This window comes from Bradyrhizobium sp. SUTN9-2, assembly GCF_003122645.1.
GTDB lineage: Bacteria > Pseudomonadota > Alphaproteobacteria > Rhizobiales > Xanthobacteraceae > Bradyrhizobium > Bradyrhizobium yuanmingense.
This window is the reverse complement of the sequence record NZ_LAXE01000001.1, coordinates 5,317,582-5,341,861: the sequence shown is the minus strand read 5'-3', so window position 1 is coordinate 5,341,861 and position 24,280 is coordinate 5,317,582. Positions and strand designations below refer to the sequence as shown.

The window sequence follows — 24,280 nt, the reverse complement described above, 5'->3', positions numbered from 1 at the left end:
GGCGCCTCGATCACGTCTTCGGCAGGCGGCCCATCAGATAGAACTCCTCGTTCGGCCGCATGCCCGTGAAATTCGCCAGCCGGTTCGACAGCGCGAAGAAGGCCGAGATCGCGGCGATGTCCCAGATATCATCGTCGCTGAAGCCGTGCGGCGCGAGAGCGGCGAAATCGTTCTCGGAAATCCGCTGCGCGTCTACCGAGACCTTCATGGCGAAATCGAGCATCGCCTTCTGCCGCGGCGTGATATCGGCCTTGCGGTAGTTGATGGCGACCTGGTCGGCGATCACAGGGTTCTTGGCGCGGATGCGCAGGATCGCGCCATGGGCGATCACGCAATATTGGCACTGGTTGGCCGCCGACGTCGCCACCACGATCATCTCGCGCTCGGCCTTGGTGAGGCCGCCGTCTTTCTCCATCAGCGCGTCGTGATAGGCGAAGAAGGCGCGGAACTCGTCGGGGCGATAGGCCAGCGTCAGGAACACGTTCGGGACGAAGCCGCTCTTCTCCTGCACGGCAAGGAGGCGCGTGCGAATGTCGTCGGGCAGGGTGTCGAGGGCGGGTGCGGGAAAGCGTTGCGCGGCGGTCTTTGTCATGGGCATGGTTCCAGCTTGGGGCGGGAACCATAGTCGATGCGTGGGGCGGGCTCAATCTGCCGGTCCGAAGCGGCCGCGACGAAGGTGTCAGGTGAGAACGACGTTCCATCCTCCGTCATTGCGAGCGCAGCGAAGCAATCCAGAGTCCCCCCGGCGGAAAGACTCTGGATTGCTTCGCTGCGCTCGCAATGACGATGTGGATGGAGCGAAGCCTTACCGCAGCGGCTTCTTCAGCAGCGAGAAGCGGTCCGGATCGAGGCCCATCGAGGGCTGCAGCATCGGGGCTTCGACGCTGGACATCGTCCTCGCGGGCGGTGCCGAGAACACGGGGTCGTTCGGCACGTCGCGCTGCGAGGTGGCGCCGCGCCAGCGTTCGAGCACGGCGCTGACGAAATGCATGTCGTGGCCGGAGGTGACGGAGGGCACGCTCGAGATGGTGGCCTCGCCGCGCGGCAATTGGTGCGGCGGCACCTCCTTGAAGCGCAAGCGGGTCGGCAGCGCCACGCCTTCGCCGAACGCCAGCACCTCGCGGGTGCCGAGCGACGGCACGAAGGAGAGCAGGTTCGCGGCGGCATCCGACACGGCGGCGCGCAGCAGCGCCTGGTCGCGGTCGTTGGCGAGGCGCATCGTGAACAGCGTGTTGCACTGGGAGATGATGGTGGCGTCGAGCTCGGCGGGGCGCTGGGTGATGAGGCCGAGATAGACGCCGTATTTGCGGCCTTCCTTGGCGATGCGCGATACCGCCTTGCGGGTCGGGCCGAAGCCGATGTTGCGGTCGGCGGAAGCATAGCGGTGCGCCTCTTCGCAGACGAACAGCAGCGGCGAGACGCCGTCGCTCCACAGACCGAAGTCGAAGGCCATGCGGCAGAGCACGGAGACGACGGAATCGATCACCTCGGCCGGGAAGCCGGCGAGCTGCATCACCGTCATCGGCTTGCCGTTGGCGGGCAGGCGGAACAGATGGCTGATCACCTCGGCCATGGTGTCGCCGCCGACATTGGCGTTGTCGAACATGAAGGCGTAGCGCGGGTCGTTGCGCACGGCCTCGATGCGCGAGATCAGCTTGTGATAGATGATGCGCGAGGAGCGGTTCTCGAGCTTGCCCATCCGCTCGTCGATCAGCGACAACAGGTCGACCAGGCGATAGGGCACAGGCGTATCGACGGTATAGCCGATCTGCTTGGGATCGATGCGCTTAAGGCCGATGCGGTCGGCGTTCTGGTACTGGGTGTAGACGCCTTTGGCGAGCGGGATCACCTCGGCGAGGATGTCGAGCTCTTCCGGCACGCCGGCGCGGCCGCCGAACAGCACGTCGACGATTTCCTCGAAGTTGAACAGCCAGAACGGCAGCTTCAGGTTCCGCGGGTTGAGCACCAGCGCGCGGTCGCCGAAGCAGCGGCCATATTCGTTGTGCACGTCGAGCAGGAAGATGCGCAGGTTCGGCCGCGCCTTCAGGATCTCGTTGAGCAGCAGCGAGACGCCGGTCGATTTACCGACGCCGGTCGATCCCAGCACGGCAAAATGCTTGGACAGCATTTCCTCGACGTCGACATAGGCGATGACCGAGCGGTCCTGCTGCAGGAAGCCGACATTGATCTGGTCCGAGCCGGTCGGCGCGTAGATCGTGCGCAGCTCCTGGCTCGTGATCAGGTCGACGGCATCGCCGATGGTCGGATAGTTGGTGACGCCGCGCTGAAATTTGGCCTTGTCCGCGGCATTGAGGATCTCGCCAAGCAGGTCGACCGAGGCGATGGCAATGTAATTGTCGGAGCTCGACAGATTTTCGCAGGAGACCTCCGTGATCATCGCAACGATGACCGAGCTGGCGCAGCGAATGCTGACGAACCGGCCGACGGTGGCCCGCACCTCCGAGATCGGCATCCGGCTTTCCGCCAGAAGCCCAACCCGGGCGAGCGATCCGCGAACCGAAATCACGCGTCCAAAGGATGTCACGATGAATGAACCTGGCAAGAGCAAGGGGAGTTGCCCGGACTATGCGCGGCCGTCGCTGCACAAACGGTTAAACGCCGGACGCGCCGGCTCCGTTAAATCCGCGGTAATTCGGTCGGGAGCCTCGCCGCCAATGCCTGCTTATTGGCAAAATCGCCGGGAAAATGCTGCATTTTCCGGACCTTTCAGGTGAGATGGTCCTTAAGGAAGAGTTTACCATTCGGGCAGGCTGCCCGTCTCGTCCGGAGGCCGGCGGTCAGGCGCCGATCGCAGCAGGATACCGGCTGCTTTGTTGACTGGACCTAATGATTTGTACATTAGTACAAATGAGGTGCCGCGCCGAAAGCCCCGCGTCCGATCCAGGAGGAAAACATGCAGCCCGAACCGATCCTCGACCTTGCCCACCTCGGCCACATGGAGCTGCTGACGCCGAAGCCCGACGAGAGCCTGAAGTTCTTCGTCGATGTCATGGGCATGACCGTCAGCGGACAGAAGGGCGAGTCGGTCTATTTGCGCGGCTGGGACGATTACGAGCGCTATTCGCTCAAGCTCACGGCGTCGAAGACCTCGGGCATGGGCCACATGGCGCTCCGTGCGCGCAGCCAGCAGGCGCTGGAGCGGCGCGTCGCCGCGCTGAAGGGATCCGGCTTCGACATCGGCTGGATCGACGGCGACATGGGGCAGGGGCCGACCTTCCGCTGCCGCGACCCCGATGGCCACATCGTCGAGCTCTATTACGAGACCGAATGGTATCAGGCGCCGCCGGAGCTCAAGCCCGCACTAAAGAACCAGGCGCAGCGCTTTCCGGGGCGCGGCGTCAACGTCCGCCGGCTCGATCATCTCAATTGCCTCGCCGTCGATATCAAGGCCAACCGCGAGTTCTTCGAGAATTACCTCGGCTGCCGCCTCACCGAGCAGATCGTGCTCAACGACGGCCGTGAGGCGGCGATGTGGCTGACGATGTCGAACAAGAGCTACGACTTTGCCTATTCGCTCGATCATTCGGGCGTGCCGGGCCGCTTCCACCACGTCACCTACGCGCTCGACAGCCGCGAGGAGATTCTGCGCGCCGCGGACATTTTTCTAGAGAACGGCGTGCACATCGAGACCGGCCCGCACAAGCACGCGATCCAGCAGACCTTCTTCCTCTATGTCTACGAGCCCGGCGGCAACCGCGTCGAAGTCGCCAATGCCGGCGCGCGCCTCATTCTCGCGCCCGACTGGAAGCCGATCGTGTGGACCGAGGAGGAGCGCAAGAAGGGCCAGGCCTGGGGATTGAAGACGATCGAGTCCTTCCACACCCACGGCACGCCGCCGGTGGAGGTGAAGCACGACTAGCGTATTCACGCAGTGTCATTCCGGGGCGACGCAAAGCGGCGAGCCCGGAATCCATAACCCCGGCTGGTGGCTATGGATTCCGGGCTCCCTCGCTATGCTCGGGCCCCGGAATGACGTTAGTGGGTCGAACTTCGCACCCGCGAGATCGTCTCGCGCACGCCGGTCCAGGCCGGCTTGTCCGGCGCGAACTGCTTGCGCAAAAACGTCACGAGCTCCTCGACCTGTGCATCGCTCATGCTATTCCTGAACGCGGGCATGTAGCCGAGATCGCTGGAGACTGGGTCTGCAATGCCGTGCAGGATCACCTGCACGAGATTATCCGCCTTCGTGCTGTGAACGTTGCTGTTGAGCGCGAGCGAGGGCCGCGTGCCGAACAGCGGCAGGCCGCCGACCTCGTGGCACACGGCGCAGGCGCCTTGATAGAGGCGGGCGCCCGCGGAGGAGGCGACGGTCACTTGCGTTGCGCTCTCGAGCTTGGCGGCGAGCGCATCCGGCGCTGGTGTATCGGCCGTGTCGTTGAAGGAGTTCAGATAGACCGCCATCGCGCGGATGTCCTGGTCGGGCAGGGCTTTGAGATCCCTGACGACAGGCGCCATCGGGCCGGCCGCGACACCGTGGTAACGCGAATGGCCGGTGCGCAAATAGGCGTAGAGCTCCTCCTCGCTCCACGGAATCGGCGCGTGCGAGAGCGAGGTCAGCGCCGGCGCTTCCCAGCCCTCGGCAAAGCCGCCGGCGAGATAAGCGTTGCGTTGCTCGGCGCCGAGCGCGTTGCGCGGCGAATGACAGCCGCTGCAATGGCCGAGACCTTCGACCAGATAGGCGCCGCGATTCCATTGATCGGACTTGGCGGGATCAGGCTTGAACTCCTTCGTGTCGTGGAACAGCGCATTCCAGCCCGCGAGCAACGAGCGGAGATTGTAAGGGAAGGCGAGTTCGTTCGGCGGTGCCGTCGCACGCACTGAAGGCTGCGCGATCAGATACGCATAGAGCGCCTGCATGTCCGCGTCGCTGGTCTTTGCAAAATGCGTGTAGGGAAAAGCGGGATAGAGCTGCCGTCCGTCGCGATGCAAGCCATCGCGCATGGCGCGCTCGAAGGCCGGATAGGACCAGGCACCGATACCAGTCTCGACGTCGGGCGTGATGTTGGTCGAATAGATCGTGCCGAATGGCGTCTCCAATGCGCGGCCGCCGGCGTTGGGCGCGCCGCCAATGCTGGTATGGCACTCCGCGCAATTGCCAAGCGCTGCAAGCTGCTCGCCGCGGGTGATGGTCGCCGCGGAATAGACCGACGCGTCGGGCCGTGCGATCGGCGCAATCGCGCGACCTGGAAGGAGCGCCGCACCGATGCCGATGGCAGCGGTGCAGACGGCTGCGATCGCTGCAGCGAAACCGGCGCGCCTGGCGAACGGATTCGCCCAGACCCGCGACGGCCGCGATGCCGCCGGTGCGGGCAGAGCCTGCGGCGTCACCGCCGCATCGCCACGCAGACCCTTGAGGATTCGCTCGGGCGTGAACGGCGGCTCGCGGAAGCGCACGCCGGTGGCATCGAAGATGGCGTTCGCGATCGCCGCTGCGCTCGGCACCGAAGCAGACTCGCCGACGCCGAGCGGCGGCTGGTCCTGCCGCGGCAGCATCAAGACGTCGATCTTGGGTACGTCGGGGAAGGGGATGATGGGATAGGCGCCCCATTCGCGCGCGGCCACCGTGCCGCGCTCGAACGACACCTCTTCCATCAGCGCGCGGCTGGTGGATTGGATGACGTTGCCCTGGATCTGGTGGCGCACGCCGTCCGGGTTAATCATCAACCCGGAATCCTGCCCCGCGACGACGCGCGTCACGCTGACGTCGCCGGTCGTCTTGTTCACCGCGACGTCGGCAACCCAGGCCGACCACGCCGCGCCGTAACCCGGAAACTTGCTGTGGACGTAGAGCGCATATGCAAAGCCGCGCCCGTGCACGACCTCGCCGTCCTTCTCCTCTCGGACCGGCCGCGGCGTCCAGCCCGCGCGCTCGGCCACCGCATTGACCAGATCGATCGCGCGCGGGTCTTTCAGATAGCGCAGGCGATATTCGATCGGATCGACGGCGGCTTCGGCCGCAGCCTCGTCGATATAGGATTCATGCGCAAAGGTGTTCGGCAATGCCGAGACGCCGCGGAACCAGGAGGCCCGCACGATCGGCGGCGTGTCGTGGGCGACGACGCGCATGTGCTCGTAATCATAGGGCGGGATCGCGGTGCGGTCGCCCATCTGGAGCACGGTGGGCTCGGGGGAGATGCGACCGGTCAGCAGCAGCGCCAGCGTCGGAGCGGCGTTCGAGGGGTAGCGCGTGGCGAGGTCGTAAGCAGCAATGCCGCCGTCAGCGTCGAGGCCGCCATTGACGTCGATGAGTTGTGCCGTGCCTTTGGGCTCCCAGGCATGCTCCTGCTCACGCGTCAGCTGCACGCGGACCGGACGGCCGACGGCGCGCGACAGCAGCAGCGCATCGGCGGTGACGTCGTCGGCGCAGTTGCGGCCGTAGCAGCCGGCCGCCTCCAGCCGGATCACCTCGATCTCGCTCTCGGGACGCTCAACCAGCAACGCGAGGTCGTTGCGCAGCACATGCGGGTTCTGCGTGCCCGACCAGACGCGGATGTTGCAGTCCTGAAAGTCGGCGACGGCGCAGGAGGGGCCGATCGAGGCGTGCATCTGATACGGCCAGAGGTAAGTGCGCTGCATCGGCTTGGCCGCGGCTGATATCGCCTTGTCGACCTCGCCCTTGTCGATCAGCGTGCGCGGCGTCGATGGATTGGCACGCAGGGCGGTCTCGACATCGCCAAGATCGGTCAGCGTCGGCGTCGGCTTCCAGCTCACCTTGAGCTGCTCTGCCGCACGGATCGCATTCTCCTCGCGCTCGGCGACGACGCCGACGAAATCGCCGATCCGCACGACGGCGACAAGGCCGGGAATGTCGCGCACGGAGGATTCGTCGACCGCAATGAGGCTGGTGCCGACGAACGGTCCGGCATCGACGCCAGCATAGGGCGGCCGCACCACGCGGCCATGCACCATTCCTGATACTCGGACGTCGTGCACGAAAGTCAGCTCGCCCGTGGCTTTAGCAGGTAAATCGACGCGCGGCACCGACTGGCCGACGATCGCGTAATCGCCGACAGGCTTGAGCTCGACGTCATCGGCGAGCTCGAGGCGGATCGCTTCGTCGCCGATGAGCTCGCCATAGCTGACGCTGCGATTGTCGTGGCCGCGAACGAGTCCGTCCTCGATCTTGAGCTCGGCTTCGGGCAAGTCCAGGCGTTCCGCCGCGCGCGCGATCAGAAAGTGCCGGGCTTGCGCCGCAGCCTTCCGCAGCGGCACGGCCGTGATCTGGATGGTTTCGCTCGCGATCGTCGCGCCCTGGTTCGGCACCAATGCCGTGTCGCCGAGCACGACGATGACGCGGGCAAAAGAAACGTCGAGCTCTTCGGCGACGATCTGGCCCAGCGCAGTGCGGATGCCGGTGCCGAGATCGACATGGCCGTTATAGGCCGTGACCGAACCGTCCGCGGTGATGCGGACGAAGGTTTCCGATGTGACCTCGTCCACGCTGCGCGCGACGATGAGCGAACCCGCACGCTCAGCTCCGTTCGTAACAAAGGACGCCATCAATTTGCGGCCTCGGTGAGCTGGCCCGATGCGCGCATCACCGCCCGAAGGATCTCGACATGCGTGCCGCAGCGGCAGAGATTGTAGCGCAGTGCCGCCAGCGCCTCCTGCTCGGTCGGCCGCGGGTTGATCGCGAGCAACGCCTTGGTGGTCATGATCATGCCGTTGAGACAATAGCCGCATTGTGCGGCCTGCTCGTCGATGAAGGCCTGCTGCACGACGTCGGGCTTGTCGCTTGTGCCGAGGCCTTCGAGCGTCACGATGTCGCGCCCGGCGCAGCCGCTCACCGGAATCGCGCAGGAGCGTGCCGCCAGTCCGTCGATCAGGACAGTACAGGTGCCGCATTCGCCGAGGCCGCAGCCGTATTTCGGGCCGTTCAGCGCGAGGTCGTTGCGCAGCACATAAAGCAGCGGCGTGTCCGGCGCTGCCGTGACCTCGTGGATCCTGCCGTTCACGGTGAGGCGGATCGGTGTCTGCGTCATCCTCGTTCCCAAGCCCAAGACGATATACAAGATCATGCAATCGCGAAAATCGGACGCCGCGACGATACCGTTTGTACACAAACGTGCAAGCCGTGCATGCCGCACTGCAGCGCGGTTGCCTTCTTTGTAGACAGGGCGGATAGGCAAATGAGGTTTTATGCGGCAGTGGCATCTTTTGCGCTGCACCGCCGCTTGACAGCCCCGGGGCAGCGCGCGCAACATCGTTCGTATACGAATGATAACAGCGGTGTCCGCCGGCTCCGACATGGTGACAGAAACGACGAGCGCCGTCATCGACAAGATTCGCTGCGATGCTTGTCCGGTGATGTGCTACATCAAGCCCGGCGCAGCGGGGGCCTGCGATCGCTATGCCAATCACGACGGCAAGCTCGTCCGCGTCGATCCGCACGTCATCCTGGAGCGCACCGTCTCTCATGGCGGCAAGCTCGTCCCGTTCAGCCGCACCGAGGACTGGGACGGCAAGATCGTCCATGAGCCCTCGACTTTCGTGACGGCGATCGGGGCAGGCACGACCTATCCCGACTACAAGCCGGCGCCGTTCATCGTCTCTGCGGAGGTCGACGGCGTCGACATGGTGACGGTCGTCACCGAGGGCATCTTCTCCTATTGCGGCATCAAGGTGAAGATCGACACCGACCGCTATCTCGGCCCGGAGACCGCGACCGTGCGCGCGCAGGGCGAGGCGGTCGGCCACGTCACGACCAGCGAATACGGCTCGCAGATGCTCTCGCTCGGCGGCGTGCATCATCTCACCGGCGGCTCCAAGAAGGAGGGCCGCGTTACCTGCGACACGCTGATGGACCTCGCCAATTGCAAGGCGGTCGAGCTCACCATCGATGGCGGCGCCACCGTGGTGGTGCAGGCCGGGCAGCCGCCGATCGTCAACGGCGTGAAGGAAGAGCGCATGCGCGTCGGCTGCGGCTCGGCGACGATCGGCATGTTCGCCAAGCAATGGCACGGCAAGGTGGACGAAGTCGTCGTGGTCGATGACCACATCACCGGCGTGCTCAGCGAGCATCAAGCGGGCAAGCTGCTCGACATCGCCGACACCGGCATCAAGATGAAGGGCCGTCGCTCGACGCCCGGCCGCTATTTCCAGGTGGCCGATCCAGGCACGGGCTGGGGCGGCACCAACATCTCAGATCCCCTGTCGATCCTTGGCCCGTTCGATGCCAAGGAAGCAAAGCCCGGTCTGACCATGCTGATGGTCTCCACCACCGGAGAGCATTCGTCCTATTACGTGCTCGATGAGGCCTTGAAGCCGGTCGAGACCGAGATGCCTGACGACTTGAAGTTCTCGGTCGAGCGCATCCAGGAGAATTGCGAGCCCGCGCTGTGCACGGTGCTGTTCATGGCGGGCGCGGGCGGCTCCTTGCGCGCTGGCGTCACCGACAACCCGGTGCGGCTGACGCGCTCGGTGAAGGATGCGCTGACGCGCGTCACCAGCGGCGGCGCGCCGGTCTATGTCTGGCCCGGCGGCGGCATCACCTACATGGTCGACGTGACGCAGATGCCGTCAGGCGCGTTCGGCTATGTGCCGACACCGGCCCTGGTCGCGCCGATCGAATTCACCATGAAGCTGTCCGACTATGCCGCGCTCGGTGGCCACATGGATTATGTGAAGCCGCTCTCCGAGGTGCAGAGCGGCGACGATGTCCGCCAATTGCCCTGGCAGAACCCGATTCCGGGGCCTCGCACATGACCAGGCGCCCGCAAATCGCATTGCTGTCTGATGGCCGGCGGCTGCATTTGCAGGATGGACCGATCGATCTGATCGTGGAGGCGAGGGGACGTACGGATGCGGTGCGGGTCGCCTATGAGGCTGCGGCGCTGCGGTTCACTGGATTGCTCGACGAGCTTTGCGCGGAATTGCCAGGGCTGCGTACGGCGGTCGAGGAGAAGACCTCGCTGAAGGGCGTTGTCGCCCGCCGCATGCACGCTGCCGTCGCGCCTTATGCCGCCGATTGCTTCATCACGCCGATGGCGGCCGTTGCCGGCAGCGTCGCGGAGGAGATTCTGGCCGCGATGCTGCGCGCTGCACCGCTCGATCGGATTTACGTCAACAATGGCGGCGACATCGCGCTGCATCTCGGTGTGGGCGAGCATTTTTCGGTCGGCCTGATGGATCGTCCCGACCACGACGGCGTGATGCGGAGGATGCGGATCGATGCGAACGATCCGGTGCGGGGCGTCGCGACCAGCGGTCGGCACGGCCGCAGCTTTTCGCTCGGGATCGCCGATGCCGTGACCGTGCTGGCCGCAACCGCTTCGCAGGCCGATGCGGCCGCGACCGTGATCGCCAATGCCGTCGATCTGCCCGGGCATCCCGCAATCATCCGGCAGCCTGCGAACGAGCTTCAGCCCGACAGCGATCTGGGCGCACGCCTTGTGACGCGCGGTGTCGGCGAGCTGTCTCACGATGAGATCGCAGCCGCGCTTGAATCTGGCGCGGAATGTGCACGGCAATTGTTCGATCGCGGACTGATCGAAGGTGCCGTGCTGCGGCTTTGTGGTGATATGCTTGTCATCGGAACAAAGGATATAGAAGAGCAACGATCGCGCCCGCGTGTGCTGGAGAACGCGGTCCATGCCTGAACAGGGAAGCGAAACATGAGCGCGATCATCCGCAAGATCGTCACCGTCGTCGAAGAGACGCAGATGGAGATGGGACGCCAGGTGTCGCCGCCGACCCGGCGTGCCGCCGCGATCGCCGTGATCGAAAATCCTTTCGCCGGAAAATATGTCGAGGATCTTTCGCCGCTGATCGCGATCGGCGAGGAGCTGGGCGAGCTCCTGTCGAAGCGCGCGGTGGCGGCGCTCGGCATCGATGGTGCCAAGGCGCACAGCTACGGCAAGGCCGCGGCCGTCGGCGAGAACGGCGAGCTGGAGCATGCCGCCGCAATCCTCCACCCCAAGATGGGCGCGCCGGTGCGTAAAGTTCTGGGCAAGGGCGCGGCGCTGATCCCGTCCTCGAAGAAGCGCAGCGGCCCCGGCACGACCCTGGACATTCCGCTGGGGCACAAGGACGCAGCCTTCGTCCGCAGCCATTTCGACGGGATGGAGGTACAGATCAACGATGCGCCGCGCGCCAACGAGATCATGGTCGCGGTCGCCGTCACCGACAGCGGCCGTCCGCTGCCGCGCGTCGGCGGGCTGACGGTTGCGGAGATCAAGGGCGAAGACGGTCTGAGATAGATAGAAGTCGTAGGCGAGTTCAAACTGGAGGTTGGGATGCGAGCAAGAAATACTATCGTCGGCGCGGCCTTCGCGCTTCTGGCGGGCGGCATGGCCCATTCGGCCCTGGCGCAGGATATCAAGATCGGCGAGATCAACAGCTATTCGCTGCTGCCGGCATTCACCGAGCCCTATCGCAAGGGCTGGCAGCTTGCGGTCGAGGAAGTCAACGCGGCCGGCGGCATCAACGGCAAGAAGCTCGTCGTTATCTCCAAGGACGACGGCGGCAAGCCGGCGGATGCGCAGACCGCGGCCAACGAGCTGGTGTCGAGCGAGGGCGTCGCGATGCTCGCCGGCACGTTCCTGTCGAACATCGGTCTTGCGGTCTCTGACTTCGCCAACCAGAAGAAGGTGTTCTTCCTCGCGGCCGAGCCGCTCACCGACGCCATCACCTGGTCCAAGGGCAACAAGTACACGTTCCGCCTGCGTCCCTCCAACTACATGCAGGCGGCGATGCTGGTGGAAGCCGCGAGCAAGCTGCCCGCCAAACGCTGGGCGACGATCGCGCCGAACTACGAATACGGCCAGTCGGCGGTCGCGGTGTTCAAGAAGCTGATGTCGGAGAAGCGCCCCGACGTCCAGTGGGTCGACGAGCAATGGCCGCCGCAGGGCAAGATCGACGCCGGCCCGGTGGTGCAGGCGGTTGCCGCCGCCAACCCGGAAGCGATCCTCAACGTCACGTTCGGCGCGGATCTCGTCAAACTCGTGCGCGAAGGCAACACCCGCGGCCTGTTCAAGGGGCGCGAGGTCGTCTCCTTCCTCACCGGCGAGCCCGAATATCTCGACCCGCTCAAGGACGAGACGCCGGAGGGCTGGATCGTCACCGGCTATCCCTGGTACTCGATCAAGACGCCAGAGCATGATGCGTTCCTGAAGGCGTACCAGGCCAAGTACAACGATTATCCGCGTCTCGGCTCGATCGTCGGCTACCAGACCATCAAGTCGGCCGCCGCGATCCTGACGAAGGCTGGATCGACCGATCCGGAGAAGCTGATTGCCGCGGCGGAGGGGCTTACGATGCCATCGCCGTTCGGCGAGATTACCTTCCGCAAGATCGACCACCAGTCGACGCTGGGGGCGTTCGTCGGCAAGACCGCGCTGAAGGACGGCAAGGGCGTGATGGTGGACTCGTCCTACAAGAAGGGCGCGGACTATCTGCCCAGCGATGCCGAAGTCGCGAAGTTGCGTCCGAAGGATTGATACAACAGAGACCGGGGCCTTCATGGTTCGAGACGCGCGGCGTCGCCGCGCTCCTCACCATGAGGGTCCCGGACCTCATCCTGAGGAGGCGCGGAGCGCCGTCTCGAAGGATGAAGACCAGCACCGAGACCTAACCAACCCGGACCGCCGATGGCCTTTTACGTCGTACAGTTTCTGACCGGTCTCGCCAGCGCAGCGTCGCTGTTTCTGGTGGCCTCGGGCCTGTCGATCATTTTCGGCGTGACCCGGATCGTGAATTTCGCGCATGGCGCCTTCTACATGATCGGCGCCTACATCGCCTTCACGCTGACCGAGCGCTTGTCCGGCGCGTTCGGCTTCTGGGGCGGCATCGTCCTGGCCGCGTTCGCGGTGGCGCTGATCGGCGTCATCGTCGAGATGGTGCTGCTCCGGCGCATCTATCATGCGCCCGAGCTGTTCCAGCTGCTCGCGACCTTCGGCCTGACCTTGATGGTCGAGGATCTCGTCGTGCTGATCTGGGGGCCCGACGATCTCGTCGGCCGCCGCGCGCCGGGCTTCAGGGGCGCGATCGATTTCTTCGGCCAGAACATTCCGAGCTACGACCTGTTCCTGATCGTGCTCGGTCCCGTCGTGCTCGGCATTCTCTGGCTGCTGTTCCAGCGCACGCGCTGGGGCGTCTTGGTGCGCGCGGCGACGCAGGATCGCGACATGGTGGCCGCGCTCGGCGTCAACCAAAAGTGGCTGTTCACGTCGGTGTTCGCTGTCGGTGTCTTCCTGGCAGCGCTCGGCGGCGCGCTCCAGATCCCGCGCGATGCCGTGCACCACGCCATGGACCTGCGCATCATCGTCGAAGTCTTCGTCGTGGTGGTGATCGGTGGCCTCGGCAGCATCGTCGGCGCTTTCGTCGCGGCGGTGCTGGTCTCCGAGCTGAATGCCTTCGGCATCCTGATCTTCCCGAAGATCTCCATCATCCTTGTATTCCTGGTGATGGCCGTGGTGCTGATCGTGCGTCCCTGGGGCCTGTTCGGCAAGCCGGAGGCGGCCGCGCGCAAGACGCCGGGTCTCACCGTCAATCCCTGGCGGCCGCTGACGTCGAACGAGCGGCTGATGGCGCTTGCGGCGCTGATCGTCGCAGCGATGCTGCCGCTGTTCGCCGGCAACTATCTGCTGACCGTGGGCTCGGAGATCGCGATCTTCGTGATCTTCGCCGTCAGCCTGCACTTCCTGATGTCGGTCGGCGGCCTCGCATCGTTCGGGCACGCCGCCTATTTTGGCCTGGGCGCCTATGGCATCGCCTTCCTCGCCAAGATGGCGGGACTGCCGATGATCGTCTGCTTGCTGCTCGGGCCGCTGCTCGGCTGCATGGGCGCGGCCGTGTTCGGCTTCTTCGCGGTGCAGCTCTCCGGCGTCTATTTCGCGATGCTGACGCTCGCCTTCGCGCAGATCGTCTGGTCGATCGCGTTCCAGTGGGTGGACGTGACCGGCGGCGACAACGGCATTCTCGGCCTCTGGCCATCGAGCTGGGTGGCAAGTCCGTCGCGCTTCTATTGGCTTTCGCTCGGCGTCGCGGCGCTGGTGACTGTCGCGCTGCGGGCCATGGTGTTCTCGCCGTTCGGCTACGCGCTTCGTGCCACGCGCGACTCGGTTCTGCGCAGCGAAGCCATCGGCATCGATGCCAAGCGGATCCAGTGGACCGCCTTCGTGATCGCCGGCACGACCGCCGGCATCGGCGGTGCCTTGTTCGCCTACCTCAAGGGCAGCGTGTTCCCCGACAATCTCGGCATTTCGCTCTCGGTCGACGCGCTCGTCATGGTGCTGCTCGGCGGCGTCGAGACGGTCTCGGGCGCGGTGATCGGCGCCATCGTCTACAAGGCTTTGAACATCTGGCTGGTGAGCCAGACCGATCTGTCGAAGCTCGTGCTTGGCGGCTTCATCATGCTAATCGTCGTCGTCTTCCCCAAGGGCATCGTCGGCACGCTGGAGATGCTGGCGCAGCGCCGCAAGAAAGCATCGCCGCCGGGATCAACTTTGCTCGCCAAGCCGATCGAGTCTGCCGAATGAGCGTCGCACCTCCACTTCTCGCGGTCGAAGGCCTGACCAAATCCTATGGTGGCATCCATGCCGTGCGCGGCGTCTCGTTCTCGCTGCGGGCCGGCGAGATCCTGGCGCTGATCGGACCGAACGGCGCGGGAAAGAGCACCTGCTTCGACATGCTCAACGGCCAGAACATGCCTGATAGCGGCCACGTCCGCCTGCTCGGCGAGGAGATCACCGGCCGGAAGCCGCGTGAGGTCTGGCGGCTCGGCGTCGGCCGCACATTCCAGATCACCGCGACCTTTGCCACCATGACCGTGCGCGAGAACGTGCAGGTCGCGCTGATCTCGCACGGCAAGCAGCTGTTCAATCTGTTCGGCTCGGCGCCGAAGTTCGACCGCGACGAGGCCGGCCGCCTGCTCGAGCTGGTCGGCATGGGCGGCTATGCGGACCGGCCCTGCGGCGAGCTTGCCTATGGCGATCTCAAGCGGCTCGAGCTTGCGGTTGCGCTCGCCAACCAGCCCAAACTGCTGCTGATGGACGAGCCGACGGCCGGAATGGCACCGCGCGAGCGCGTCGAATTGATGCGGCTGACCGCGCGCATTGCCCGGGAAAAATCCATCGGCGTGCTCTTCACCGAGCACGACATGGACGTGGTGTTCGAGCATGCCGACCGCATCCTCGTGCTCAACCGCGGGACGTTGATCGCGGAGGGCTCGCCGGCGGAAGTGCGCGGCAATCCCCAGGTGCAGGCGGTCTATCTCGGCGAGGGCCTGGTCTACGATTCCCGCCACCGCGAGGGAGCCTCCACATGAAGCTCACGGTGCAGGACCTCAACAGCCATTATGGTCCGGCGCATATCCTGTTCGACATCGGCTTCGAGGTCGGCGAGGGCGAGGTGGTGGCACTGCTGGGACGCAACGGCGCCGGCAAGTCGACCACGTTCCGCTCGATCGTCGGCCTCGTCGCGCAGCGCTCCGGCCGCATCACGTTCGAGGGCAAGGACGTCTCGACGAAACCGACGCACGAGATCGTGCGCGAGGGCCTCGGCTACGTGCCGGAGGAGCGTCGCATCTTCACGGACCTGACCGTCGAGGAAAACCTCGAAGTCGGCCGCCAGCCGAAGCGTCCGAACGCGCCGCACTGGACGCGCGAAAAGCTGTTCGCGCTGTTTCCTAACCTCGGCGAGATGAAGAACCGCCCGGGCGGACGAATGAGCGGCGGCGAGCAGCAGATGCTCACCATTGCGCGCACGCTGATGGGCAATCCCTCGCTGGTGCTGCTGGACGAGCCGTCGGAGGGCCTGTCGCCGAAGATCGTGGAGCAGATGGTTGATGCCATCCTGACCATGAAGAAGGAAGGCGTCAGCATCGTCGTCTCCGAGCAAAATCTGCATTTCGCGCGGTTGATTTCGGATCGCGCCTACATCATCGAGCGCGGCCGCATCTGCTTCGGCGGCACCATGGCCGAGCTCGACGCGCGCCCGGATATCCGCGACGCGCATCTGTCGTTGTGAGGCAAGGGGAAGGGCTGCGAACGGATGGCGAGAAGCGTTGCGGCAAAGAAAAGTGTCAAACCGGCGAAACCGCCTTACGTGCTCGACGAACAGGTCGGCTTCATCCTGCGCCAGGTCTGGCAGCGCCACAGCTCGATCTTCGCCCGCGACATCGGCACTAATCTGACGCCGACGCAATGGGCGGCGCTGTCGAAACTGGCCGAGACCGGGCCGTGCTCGCAGAATCAGCTCGGGCGCCTGACGGCGATGGACGTCGCGACCATCAAGGGCGTGATCGATCGTCTCACCGCGCGCGGCCTCACCGAGACGAGCCAGGATCCCGAGGACGGCCGCCGCCTGCTGGTGAGCCTGACCCGCGCCGGACAGCAGCTTGCCGAAAAGCTGGCGCCGAACGCGCTGGCGATCACCCGCGAGACGCTGGCGCCGCTCGAGGCGAAAGAGCGCGAGACGCTGATGATGCTGCTGAACAAGCTCAGGTGAAGGTTTCGTAGGGCGGGCAAAGCGAAGCGTGCCCGCCATCCTTTCTCGAGTCGCAAAAATCGTGGGCACGGCACTTCGCGCCGTTTGACCACCCTACGGCAGTTGAACAAGGTGCCGGAACTGGCGACTAACCTTGATGAAGGGTTTATCGAGGTTTTTGGTCATGAGAGTTGCGACGCGCTTTGCGGCTGTCTTGAGTTTTGCTGCCGTGCTCGTCGGCGAAAGCACTCCCGCCTTGGCGGCGCAGCCTTACGAAGGCTTCTGGGCCTCGACCAAAAAGGACTGTCGCGACGACGACAGTCCCAACCGCATGAGCATCGAGGGCGGCAATCGCCTGTACTGGTATGAGACGCGGTGCCGCGCCAGCCAGATCACGGCCGACGGAAGGCTCGGCTGGAAAATGAAGCTGGCCTGCGAAGGCGAGGGCGAAAAATTTCGCTCCAATCCTCGCGTCTCTGTCGCTGCGGATGGCAGGCTGGTGATGGACAACGGTCCGGTTGGGCGGGCCAAGCGCCAGACCTATGTGCGCTGTGAGATTGCGAAGAAGCGCTGATCTCTTACGTCTTTCCCGGCCATTTGGCGCGGTAGCGGATTTCGCTGCCGTCACCAAGCCGCCGCCACGTTCCGAATTCCGGCGTATGCGGCGCCCGGGCCGTCAAATCGATCGGATAGATCCGGCTCGGCTGGCCCTGGATGGTGATGGCGAGCTGCCGGTGCGAGGTTCGAAACGCCAGCTCGACTTCGCCGGCGATAACCGCCTGGTCACCATCGCGATAGAACGCGGCCGGACTGACTTCGCCCGGCATGGTGTTGATGTCGGTTTGCAGTTCGATGGTGATGTCCTGCGCCGATGTCGGCACCGTTACTCCCGCCGGAAAGCGGACCTCGAACACGAGCAGGGGATTGGCGCCGTTGCGGTTGAGCCAGGGCGTTGCGGTCGCGTATGCGTACGCAATGTAGGCGCCGATGCCGGCGGTGCAGAGCAGGGCGACGATGCCGAGCGACTTCAAGCTGTTCCGCGCGACGCCGCCGACGCCTGCGTCCTGCCCTGCATTTTTGCCTGAACGCGTCACGAGCCAATTGGCGAGGACCGCACCGGCGATTGCACCGGTGGGCGAGTAGACGAACAGTCCCAGCAGACCCGATGTGATCGGGTCCGCACGGTTGCCGACATCGAGCAGAGAAAACAGCACAAAGATCGCGATATAGCCCGCCACCGCGCCAGCGACGCCCACGGCTATCCGTGATGGGTCCTTCATGTCTGCCTCGATGGTCGAACAATGAATTGCCGCCGCCGAGGGCTGCCTGCGTTAGACGCAACAGGCTTGCGACTTGTTCAATGCCTTCGAGGGACAATGCGGAGCGGCGGGCCGCTCCAGCTGCATCACTTCGCCACCACCTCCGGCACCTTGCCGGCCGGCGGCGTGTTGCGGCTGCGCTGGGTGCGGACAATGCCGTCGATGATGGTCATACGAACTCAGCCCCGCCCTCGCCGCGAACGCCTTCCTTGATGGCAATGTTTATCTTTGATTTGGGATCGTAGTCACGGATGTTGTCGAAGAACACAGCGCGATTTACGCCGACAACTTCCCCATCCGCATCTCTAACGGTGTACAAACTAAGGAGATTCTTTGCGTCAAGGTATCCAATATATGCTTCCTCGACGTGTTGGTTGCTCGGCATAACAACATTGCGAGGAAATTCTATCTCGACCTCGACTGACCTTGTGGCTGCGCGATACCATTGTTGAAGTTCACGAGCTCCCACCATCTTGACGACTATGGTGCTTACATCGAAGATATTTTTCTCTTCTAGATCGACTACAAAGCTAGACTTCAACTTCTCAATTCGAGACGGTTCCTCGTAATTTCCCGTCGTCACATAATAACAACTGATCTTGGGATTGCGTTTTCCCACGCCTCTTTCATAAATCGCTTCCATTGCCCCGATGAGGTCGTCCACGGCATCGCTCTCTCCTTTCAAGTCGCCATCAAAGAAGCCTGCCACTGAGTCGAAGAATTTCGAGATGTCGCCATAGTCAAAGCTTGTGCTGGTCTTTGCCTGAAAGAAAATAAACTCGATGGAGGGATTGTTGACTGCCTCTAGTTTTTCTTCGGCTTCTTGTTTGTTGAGAACCAGTTCCCCTTGGACAACTACCGCGATTCCATCGACGCCGAACTCGTCGCCGTCGAGGTGGACGTCATAAGAGTCGATGGTTTCGCCTAGTAGGCCATTGAGCACCGAGAATATCGAGTAGATCTCAAATTGCTTCTCTTGCGGTTCCGTCGTGATGGAGTTGGCTTTGGCGAACTCTCGGAGTTGTGCCTGGATAACTGGATTCATCGACGGGCTCGCGTGAGGAATGCTCTCTCCATGATACTTGGAGAGAGATTGAAATTCTAGGTGGATAGTAGCTTTCAACTGCCAATTTCTGCTTCGGCACGTCTGCCATCACTTCGCCACCACCTCCGGCACCTTGCCGGCCGGCGGCGTGTTGCGGCTGCGCTGGGTGCGGACGATGCCGTCGATGATGGTCATCCCGATGCCGGGGAGGTCACCGAGCTGGACGCTCTCCAGGATGCTCTTGCCAGGCGAGTGCTGGGCCTTGTCCATGATGACGAAGTCGGCGGAGCGGCCGACCTCAATCAGGCCGCAATCGAGCTGACGCATCCGCGCGGTGTTGCCGGTGGCAAGGCAGAATGCGATCTCGGCCGGGAGGTCGCCGAGCGAGGACAGCATCGAGACCATGCGCAGAATGCCGAGCGGCTGCACGCCGGAGCCGGCGGGTGCGTCGGTGCCGAGGATGACGCGGTGCAGGTCGCCCATCTCGCGCGCGGTGCGCAGCGTGAACAGGGCCGAGCGCTCATTGCCGTTGTGCACGAGCTCGAGGCCGCGCTTGCAGCCCTCGCAGATGCAGCGGATCTGGTCGTCGGGCAGAGCAGTGTGGCCGCCGTTGATGTGGCCGACCACGTCGGTGTCGGCCTCAAGCACCACGTCCTTGTCGATCAGGCCGGAGCCGGGGATCGACGGGCCGCCGGTGTGGATGGTGCTCTGGATACCGTATTTGCGCGCCCAGCCGACCATCTTCCGCGCGGTCGGGCCGTCCTTGACGCCGCCGAGGCCGACCTCGCCGAGCAGCTTGACGCCGTTGGCCGCCATCTCCTTGAAGTCCTCTTCCACCATCTCGCATTCGATCACCGGTGCGCCGGCGTGAACCTTCACCCCGCCAGGACGCAAGGTCCAGAATGCGCGCTGGGCGAACACGGCCATGGCCTTGAGGCCGACGACGTCGCGGGGTCGGCCAGGCATGTGCACCTCGCCGGCGGAGATCATGGTGGTGACGCCGCCGTGCAGATAGCTGTCGATCCAGTTGATCTGGTTCTGCCGCGGCGTCCAGTCGCCGGCGACAGGGTGGACGTGGCTGTCGATCAGGCCCGGCGCCACCGTGGTGCCGTTGGCGTCGACGATGGTGGTGGCGCCTTCGGTATTGACCTCCTTGAAGCGGCCGATCGCGCTGATCTTGCCGTTCTCGGCGACGATGGTGTCGCCGTCCAGGATCGGCTTTTCCAAAGCGCCGGACAGGATCAGGCCGATATTGCGGATCACCAGCTTCGAGGGTCCGGTGGCCTGGGGTGCGTCATGCGCCATGGAAGGGGCTCCTTATTCCTAACTGCAACGCTTCCGATCTTGGGCAGCCTTGACCGCGGGATCAAGCCGGATTATTCATTAGTATACGAATGATCGTGTACAAACGACGCATAGCTGCCGGCCTCGGAACCGCAATCGACGCGACAGGGAAGGTGAGATGAGCAATTTCAATCAAGAAAGCGTTTTGAGCGTCCACCACTGGACCGATACGCTGTTCTCCTTCAAGACCACCCGCAGCCCGACCTTCCGCTTCCGCAACGGCGAATTCACCATGATCGGGCTCAGGGTCGGCGAGAAGCCGCTGCTGCGGGCCTACAGCGTCGCCAGCGCCAATTACGAGGACACGCTGGAATTCTTCTCGATCAAGGTGCCGGACGGACCGCTGACCTCGCGCCTCCAACATCTGAAGGAAGGCGACGAGATCATCGTCAGCCGCAAGGCCACCGGCACACTGGTGATCGACAATCTGGAAGAGGGACGTAACCTCTACCTGATCGGCACCGGCACGGGTCTTGCGCCGTTCCTGAGCGTGATCAAGGATCCCGAGACCTACGAGCGGTTCGAGAAGGTGGTGCTGCTGCACGGCTGTCGGCACGTCAAGGAGCTCGCCTATGGCGAGATGATCACCGAGCATCTGCCGAAGGACGAGCTGCTCGGCGAGTACATCCAGAACCAGCTGATTTACTATCCGACCGTGACGCGCGATCCCTTCCGCAATCGCGGCCGCATCACCGATCTCATCACCTCAGGCAAGCTGTTCGCCGATATCGGCCTGCCGGTGCTGGAAGCCGCCCATGACCGCGTCATGATCTGCGGCAGCCCGGCCCTGGTGGCGGACACCCGTGTCCTCCTGGGTGAGCGCGGCTTCGTCGAGGGCAATCACGGCGAGCCTGCCCAGTTCGTGGTCGAGAAGGCCTTCGCCGAGCGCTGAAGCGTTTTCGAGCGAAGTGGATACCGGTTCGCGTCAAGAAGACCCGCCCAAATAAGAATCAAGGGCCCCGTTGCGGGGCTCCAGATCCGGAATTTCTGCGCGAGAAGATCGCATTTTCGCCACCGCCGGGGCGTTGCGGCGCCGATTCGGCGCACGATACTATGTGGGACCGAATCAGCGGAGTTCCCACATGGTTGCGGACAGCGACAGCAACATCGCCTGGCACCGGGTTCAGTTGAAGAAGAACCGCGCCGAGCTGAAGGCGCTGGAGACCGCGCGCTTCACGATGGGCGAGATCGCCACCTCGAAGCGCAACGGCCAGACGCAGAAGACGATCGCGGAACTCAAGCGCAAGATCGCACAGTCGGAGCGCGCCATCGCCGATCACGACAAACGGACGCGCCGTCCACTCGCAACCGACCTGCAGAGCCTCAGCAATGGCAGCTGGAGCCATTGGGACGCCTACACCCAACAGCAGCGCAAGAGCGGCCAGCGCTCCTCCGGGCGCGGATAGCCGCGGCTCGCCACGCCCGCGGCCGACGAGCAGACGCACCCTTGCGCCGGCCGCGCCGCGCACCATCTCGGTGATACGCCACCAATCGTTCCGGTGATCACATGACAGCGCGCCTCGATTTCACCAGCGAGGCCTTCTTTCGCGATCCGCCCAAGGCGATCGCGAAATTGCGCATGTCCGCACCCGTGGTCGCGACGCCGTTTCCCATCGTCGGCGATGTCTGGATCACCACGACCCATGACGCCACGGCGCAGGTTCTGAAGGACGGCGCGACCTTCACGTTGCGCAAGGAGGATGGCGACATCGCGGGCTTGCGCTGGTGGATGCCGAGATTCGTCAGGACCATCGCCAACAACATGCTGACGATGGACGAGCCGGATCACACGCGGCTGCGCAGCATCGTCGACGAAGCGTTTCGCCGCCGCGCGATCGTTGCGATGGAGCCGCGCATCCGGGCCATCGCTGACGGTCTGGCCGACGAGCTGTTCGCGCAAGGATCCCCGGCCGATCTGGTCCAGCGCTATGCGCGCATCCTGCCGCTCGCGGTGATCTCGGAGCTGCTCGGCCTGCCGCTCGCAGATCGTCCAAAGTTCATCGCCTGGGCCAACGCGATATCCTCGCTGACGAATGTCGTCAGCTTCTTCCGCCTGCTGTTCGCGGTGCGCAAGATGCGCGCCTACCTCGAGCAGCAGTTGCAGATCGCGCGTGTCCAGGGCGGCGAGGGCCTGATTGCCGAGCTGATTCAGGTCGAGCGCGAAGGCGGCCAGATCACGCCGGATGAAATGGTCTCGATGGTGTTTCTGTTGCTCGGGGCGGGATCGGAAACCACCACCCATCTCATCAGCGGTTCCATCTACGAGCTGCTCAGGAATCCCGAGCTGCGCGACTGGCTGGAACAGGATTGGAGCCGCGTCGGGCTCGCGGTCGAGGAGTTTCTGCGCTTCGTCTCGCCCGTGCAATTCTCCAAGCCACGCTACGTGCGGCGCGATGTCGAGGTCGAGGGCGTGCGCCTGAAGAAGGGCGATCGCGTCATGGTGATGCTCGCCGCTGCGAACATGGATCCCGCGGTACATGATCGTCCCGAGACCCTCGATCTCGAACGCAAGCCGAACCGCCATATCTCATTCGGCACGGGAATCCACTTCTGCCTCGGCCATCAGCTCGCGCGCATCGAGGCGGCCTGCGCGCTGGAGGCGCTGTTCGTGCGTTGGCCGAAATTGAGTCTTGCCGTCGATGCCGCTGAAATCCGCTGGCGCAAGCGGCCGGGCTTGCGCGCGATCGCGAAGCTTCCTGTCACGGCAGAGGGCCGCGGAACAGAGGCGACTGCACGCAGCGGAACGAGGGGCGATCGTTCCCTCACCGCGGCAAACTGACGTTGGCGGCGCCCTTCGGAAAATCTTTGCCTGTTGTGATCGGCCAGGAACGGTGTGCCGTTCGTGCTGTTGTCATCCCGACATGACGCGGAGGGGAGTTCCTTGGGGCGCATGTCGCAGATCGACGTCTTAACGGGAGACCAGATCATGGCCAGCAAGATGCCACCTGTTCCACCGGACAATCAGAGCCGCAAGGGAACCGGCGATCGCAAGCAGATGTCCGCCGATCAGATGCCGCGCGGTCAGGAGCGTGTACAGAATCCAGATCAGCAGGGACAGCAGGGCAACATCAAGCAGAACACGACCAACCAAGGCTATCAGCAAGATCGCTGAGGAGGACGACATTCATGTCGACATCCACGAAGACACCGAACAGCATTCGACAGGGCGGACCCGGCGCCTCGCATGAGAACGCGAAGGCACCGCTTCAGGTGAAGAAGCCGCCGGCGGACGATCCGCAGCGCAGCCACAGCCGGGTTTCCGGCGGCGGTGGCGAGCGCGATTCCCATCACACGCACGACGAGGCCGGAAAGGGCGGAGGCAGGTGACATGGCCAACAAGCAACCCAAGCTGTACGCGCCGACCGAGAAGGACCTGCATGACAACCCCCTGATCGGCGGATCCAAGGGCGTGAACAGGGCAGGCGTTTCGCCTGACGACCTCGAGGACGTCTTGGGCGAGAACACGATCGAAGGCGACGTCGAAAACGACGTGAACGCCGGTGGCGGTATCGACAAGGATGTCGCGCGGAGCGGTTCGCCCCGAAGAGGCCGGTAAGATTGGAGGCCCACAATGCAGGGCAAGAAGACTCACGAACAGCAAGTGCGCATCCTCGAGCGGAAGCCAGATGTTCCGGATGCGCGAGAACTCGAGCAGGCCGCCGGTCATAACCCGCAAGACACGCGCGTCCATCGTGCGAACCCCGAAGCTCGTCACAGCGAGTTTCCAGTGAGCCGCGGCGGTCTCAACCAGGAGAGCGATCACAACAAGCACAACGATCCCGGCCAGAGCGGCCACAAGCCGCCCAAACCGACGACGGCACAACAGAAGCACTAAATCATCCGAAGAGAGGAGAGACTGATGCCTGGTGGGCATGGCAGCAAGACGCACTTCAGATCGGGCATGCATGGCAAGGGCGACGGCACCGGCGCATTGACCGACGTGCCGAAGGAGATGATCGGCGACAACATGGTCCTGTCCAACCGCGACAAGAAACAGCATTCGGACATTCGTGGCATGGACGGCAAGTCCATCCAGACCGAACAATATCAGGACCACGCAGCAAACCGGCTCGATGAGAAGCCGGAGGCCGACGAGACCTGAGAGGACGTTCCTTCCGCCGACTTG

25 protein-coding genes are annotated in these 24,280 nt (G+C 64.0%); 18 read left to right on the top strand and 7 right to left on the bottom strand.

All coding sequences use genetic code 11. From position 1 onward, the window contains the following. Positions 1–10 precede the first annotated feature (10 nt). Complete coding sequence (locus XF30_RS24880) at positions 11–592, bottom strand: peroxidase-related enzyme (RefSeq protein WP_109144125.1); 582 nt, start codon at positions 590–592, stop codon at positions 11–13. Between the two features lie 213 nt (positions 593–805). Beyond that, positions 806–2,545 carry an ATP-binding protein gene (locus XF30_RS24875; protein ID WP_192893242.1) on the bottom strand — a complete coding sequence of 580 codons (1,740 nt, stop codon included), beginning with the start codon at positions 2,543–2,545 and terminating at the stop codon, positions 806–808. Between the two features lie 369 nt (positions 2,546–2,914). On the opposite strand from XF30_RS24875, the gene XF30_RS24870 reads away from it, so the two are divergent. Then, complete coding sequence (locus XF30_RS24870) at positions 2,915–3,880, top strand: catechol 2,3-dioxygenase (protein ID WP_109144123.1); 966 nt, start codon at positions 2,915–2,917, stop codon at positions 3,878–3,880. A gap of 116 nt (positions 3,881–3,996) precedes the next feature. Here the strand turns inward: XF30_RS24870 and XF30_RS24865 are convergent, their stop codons facing one another. Further along, entirely contained in the window at positions 3,997–7,521 is a 3,525-nt protein-coding gene (locus tag XF30_RS24865; RefSeq protein WP_109144122.1) for a molybdopterin cofactor-binding domain-containing protein, read from the bottom strand. Next, the gene (locus XF30_RS24860; protein ID WP_109145839.1) at positions 7,521–8,003 is read right to left on the bottom strand and encodes a (2Fe-2S)-binding protein; all 483 of its coding nucleotides are present in this window, start codon (positions 8,001–8,003) and stop codon (positions 7,521–7,523) included. The genes XF30_RS24865 and XF30_RS24860 overlap by 1 nt, the downstream gene beginning before the upstream one ends. A gap of 265 nt (positions 8,004–8,268) precedes the next feature. Between XF30_RS24860 and XF30_RS24855 the strand changes: the two genes are divergently transcribed. The 9 genes from XF30_RS24855 to XF30_RS24815 all read left to right on the top strand — a co-directional run bounded on the left by XF30_RS24855 (position 8,269) and on the right by XF30_RS24815 (position 17,020). Further along, complete coding sequence (locus XF30_RS24855) at positions 8,269–9,726, top strand: 6-hydroxynicotinate reductase (RefSeq protein ID WP_192893441.1); 1,458 nt, start codon at positions 8,269–8,271, stop codon at positions 9,724–9,726. Beyond that, positions 9,723–10,619 carry a UPF0280 family protein gene (locus XF30_RS24850; RefSeq protein ID WP_036001359.1) on the top strand — a complete coding sequence of 299 codons (897 nt, stop codon included), beginning with the start codon at positions 9,723–9,725 and terminating at the stop codon, positions 10,617–10,619. The genes XF30_RS24855 and XF30_RS24850 overlap by 4 nt, the downstream gene beginning before the upstream one ends. Positions 10,620–10,634: 15 nt before the next feature. Beyond that, positions 10,635–11,219, top strand: coding sequence for an amino acid synthesis family protein (locus XF30_RS24845; protein ID WP_025035619.1), 585 nt, complete (start codon positions 10,635–10,637; stop codon positions 11,217–11,219). Positions 11,220–11,255: 36 nt separating this feature from the next. Beyond that, entirely contained in the window at positions 11,256–12,458 is a 1,203-nt protein-coding gene (locus tag XF30_RS24840) for an ABC transporter substrate-binding protein (protein WP_109144120.1), read from the top strand. Between the two features lie 150 nt (positions 12,459–12,608). After that, entirely contained in the window at positions 12,609–14,498 is a 1,890-nt protein-coding gene (locus XF30_RS24835; protein WP_109144119.1) for an ABC transporter permease, read from the top strand. Then, the gene (locus tag XF30_RS24830; RefSeq protein ID WP_109144118.1) at positions 14,495–15,286 is read left to right on the top strand and encodes an ABC transporter ATP-binding protein; all 792 of its coding nucleotides are present in this window, start codon (positions 14,495–14,497) and stop codon (positions 15,284–15,286) included. The genes XF30_RS24835 and XF30_RS24830 overlap by 4 nt, the downstream gene beginning before the upstream one ends. Beyond that, a complete protein-coding gene (locus XF30_RS24825; protein ID WP_057028850.1) occupies positions 15,283–15,987 on the top strand; it encodes an ABC transporter ATP-binding protein in 705 nt (234 codons plus the stop codon). Before XF30_RS24830 ends, XF30_RS24825 begins: the two co-directional genes overlap by 4 nt. A gap of 24 nt (positions 15,988–16,011) precedes the next feature. After that, positions 16,012–16,467 carry a MarR family winged helix-turn-helix transcriptional regulator gene (locus tag XF30_RS24820; protein ID WP_036001344.1) on the top strand — a complete coding sequence of 152 codons (456 nt, stop codon included), beginning with the start codon at positions 16,012–16,014 and terminating at the stop codon, positions 16,465–16,467. A 163-nt stretch (positions 16,468–16,630) separates the two neighbouring features. Further along, the gene (locus XF30_RS24815) at positions 16,631–17,020 is read left to right on the top strand and encodes a hypothetical protein (protein ID WP_109144117.1); all 390 of its coding nucleotides are present in this window, start codon (positions 16,631–16,633) and stop codon (positions 17,018–17,020) included. 4 nt (positions 17,021–17,024) lie between these two features. Here the strand turns inward: XF30_RS24815 and XF30_RS24810 are convergent, their stop codons facing one another. The 3 genes from XF30_RS24810 to XF30_RS24800 all read right to left on the bottom strand — a co-directional run bounded on the left by XF30_RS24810 (position 17,025) and on the right by XF30_RS24800 (position 20,115). Next, positions 17,025–17,726 (bottom strand): hypothetical protein, encoded by a 702-nt coding sequence (locus XF30_RS24810; protein WP_109144116.1) that lies wholly within the window; start codon positions 17,724–17,726, stop codon positions 17,025–17,027. Positions 17,727–17,934: 208 nt separating this feature from the next. Continuing rightward, positions 17,935–18,810 (bottom strand): hypothetical protein, encoded by an 876-nt coding sequence (locus XF30_RS24805; RefSeq protein WP_192893241.1) that lies wholly within the window; start codon positions 18,808–18,810, stop codon positions 17,935–17,937. Between the two features lie 108 nt (positions 18,811–18,918). Next, positions 18,919–20,115 carry an amidohydrolase family protein gene (locus tag XF30_RS24800; RefSeq protein ID WP_109144115.1) on the bottom strand — a complete coding sequence of 399 codons (1,197 nt, stop codon included), beginning with the start codon at positions 20,113–20,115 and terminating at the stop codon, positions 18,919–18,921. 157 nt (positions 20,116–20,272) lie between these two features. On the opposite strand from XF30_RS24800, the gene XF30_RS24795 reads away from it, so the two are divergent. From XF30_RS24795 to XF30_RS24760, 8 genes are all read left to right on the top strand, one after another. Further along, positions 20,273–21,046, top strand: a complete 774-nt coding sequence (locus XF30_RS24795; RefSeq protein WP_109144114.1) for a ferredoxin--NADP reductase — start codon at positions 20,273–20,275, stop codon at positions 21,044–21,046. Between the two features lie 190 nt (positions 21,047–21,236). Further along, the gene (locus XF30_RS24790; RefSeq protein ID WP_036001330.1) at positions 21,237–21,560 is read left to right on the top strand and encodes a hypothetical protein; all 324 of its coding nucleotides are present in this window, start codon (positions 21,237–21,239) and stop codon (positions 21,558–21,560) included. Between the two features lie 101 nt (positions 21,561–21,661). Continuing rightward, positions 21,662–22,933, top strand: a complete 1,272-nt coding sequence (locus XF30_RS24785) for a cytochrome P450 (protein WP_109144113.1) — start codon at positions 21,662–21,664, stop codon at positions 22,931–22,933. 147 nt (positions 22,934–23,080) lie between these two features. After that, positions 23,081–23,266, top strand: a complete 186-nt coding sequence (locus tag XF30_RS24780; protein WP_109145838.1) for a hypothetical protein — start codon at positions 23,081–23,083, stop codon at positions 23,264–23,266. 14 nt (positions 23,267–23,280) lie between these two features. Next, positions 23,281–23,481 (top strand): hypothetical protein, encoded by a 201-nt coding sequence (locus XF30_RS24775; protein ID WP_036001325.1) that lies wholly within the window; start codon positions 23,281–23,283, stop codon positions 23,479–23,481. Between the two features lies 1 nt (position 23,482). Beyond that, a complete protein-coding gene (locus XF30_RS24770) occupies positions 23,483–23,710 on the top strand; it encodes a hypothetical protein (RefSeq protein WP_036001323.1) in 228 nt (75 codons plus the stop codon). A gap of 15 nt (positions 23,711–23,725) precedes the next feature. Next, positions 23,726–23,989, top strand: coding sequence for a hypothetical protein (locus tag XF30_RS24765; protein ID WP_036001319.1), 264 nt, complete (start codon positions 23,726–23,728; stop codon positions 23,987–23,989). A gap of 24 nt (positions 23,990–24,013) precedes the next feature. After that, positions 24,014–24,256, top strand: coding sequence for a hypothetical protein (locus XF30_RS24760; protein WP_036001316.1), 243 nt, complete (start codon positions 24,014–24,016; stop codon positions 24,254–24,256). The last annotated feature ends 24 nt before the right edge of the window (positions 24,257–24,280 follow it).

Coding starts and splice junctions, on each gene's coding strand:
- XF30_RS24800 (WP_109144115.1), bottom strand. CDS start 20,115: ATGGCGCATGACGCACCCCAGGCCACCGGACCCTCGAAGCTGGTGATC.
- XF30_RS24860 (WP_109145839.1), bottom strand. CDS start 8,003: ATGACGCAGACACCGATCCGCCTCACCGTGAACGGCAGGATCCACGAG.
- XF30_RS24815 (WP_109144117.1), top strand. CDS start 16,631: ATGAGAGTTGCGACGCGCTTTGCGGCTGTCTTGAGTTTTGCTGCCGTG.
- XF30_RS24780 (WP_109145838.1), top strand. CDS start 23,081: ATGGCCAGCAAGATGCCACCTGTTCCACCGGACAATCAGAGCCGCAAG.
- XF30_RS24870 (WP_109144123.1), top strand. CDS start 2,915: ATGCAGCCCGAACCGATCCTCGACCTTGCCCACCTCGGCCACATGGAG.
- XF30_RS24770 (WP_036001323.1), top strand. CDS start 23,483: ATGGCCAACAAGCAACCCAAGCTGTACGCGCCGACCGAGAAGGACCTG.
- XF30_RS24880 (WP_109144125.1), bottom strand. CDS start 592: ATGACAAAGACCGCCGCGCAACGCTTTCCCGCACCCGCCCTCGACACC.
- XF30_RS24850 (WP_036001359.1), top strand. CDS start 9,723: ATGACCAGGCGCCCGCAAATCGCATTGCTGTCTGATGGCCGGCGGCTG.
- XF30_RS24790 (WP_036001330.1), top strand. CDS start 21,237: ATGGTTGCGGACAGCGACAGCAACATCGCCTGGCACCGGGTTCAGTTG.
- XF30_RS24760 (WP_036001316.1), top strand. CDS start 24,014: ATGCCTGGTGGGCATGGCAGCAAGACGCACTTCAGATCGGGCATGCAT.
- XF30_RS24765 (WP_036001319.1), top strand. CDS start 23,726: ATGCAGGGCAAGAAGACTCACGAACAGCAAGTGCGCATCCTCGAGCGG.
- XF30_RS24855 (WP_192893441.1), top strand. CDS start 8,269: ATGGTGACAGAAACGACGAGCGCCGTCATCGACAAGATTCGCTGCGAT.
- XF30_RS24775 (WP_036001325.1), top strand. CDS start 23,281: ATGTCGACATCCACGAAGACACCGAACAGCATTCGACAGGGCGGACCC.
- XF30_RS24835 (WP_109144119.1), top strand. CDS start 12,609: ATGGCCTTTTACGTCGTACAGTTTCTGACCGGTCTCGCCAGCGCAGCG.
- XF30_RS24820 (WP_036001344.1), top strand. CDS start 16,012: ATGGCGAGAAGCGTTGCGGCAAAGAAAAGTGTCAAACCGGCGAAACCG.
- XF30_RS24830 (WP_109144118.1), top strand. CDS start 14,495: ATGAGCGTCGCACCTCCACTTCTCGCGGTCGAAGGCCTGACCAAATCC.
- XF30_RS24825 (WP_057028850.1), top strand. CDS start 15,283: ATGAAGCTCACGGTGCAGGACCTCAACAGCCATTATGGTCCGGCGCAT.
- XF30_RS24785 (WP_109144113.1), top strand. CDS start 21,662: ATGACAGCGCGCCTCGATTTCACCAGCGAGGCCTTCTTTCGCGATCCG.
- XF30_RS24810 (WP_109144116.1), bottom strand. CDS start 17,726: ATGAAGGACCCATCACGGATAGCCGTGGGCGTCGCTGGCGCGGTGGCG.
- XF30_RS24845 (WP_025035619.1), top strand. CDS start 10,635: ATGAGCGCGATCATCCGCAAGATCGTCACCGTCGTCGAAGAGACGCAG.
- XF30_RS24865 (WP_109144122.1), bottom strand. CDS start 7,521: ATGGCGTCCTTTGTTACGAACGGAGCTGAGCGTGCGGGTTCGCTCATC.
- XF30_RS24840 (WP_109144120.1), top strand. CDS start 11,256: ATGCGAGCAAGAAATACTATCGTCGGCGCGGCCTTCGCGCTTCTGGCG.
- XF30_RS24795 (WP_109144114.1), top strand. CDS start 20,273: ATGAGCAATTTCAATCAAGAAAGCGTTTTGAGCGTCCACCACTGGACC.
- XF30_RS24805 (WP_192893241.1), bottom strand. CDS start 18,810: ATGAATCCAGTTATCCAGGCACAACTCCGAGAGTTCGCCAAAGCCAAC.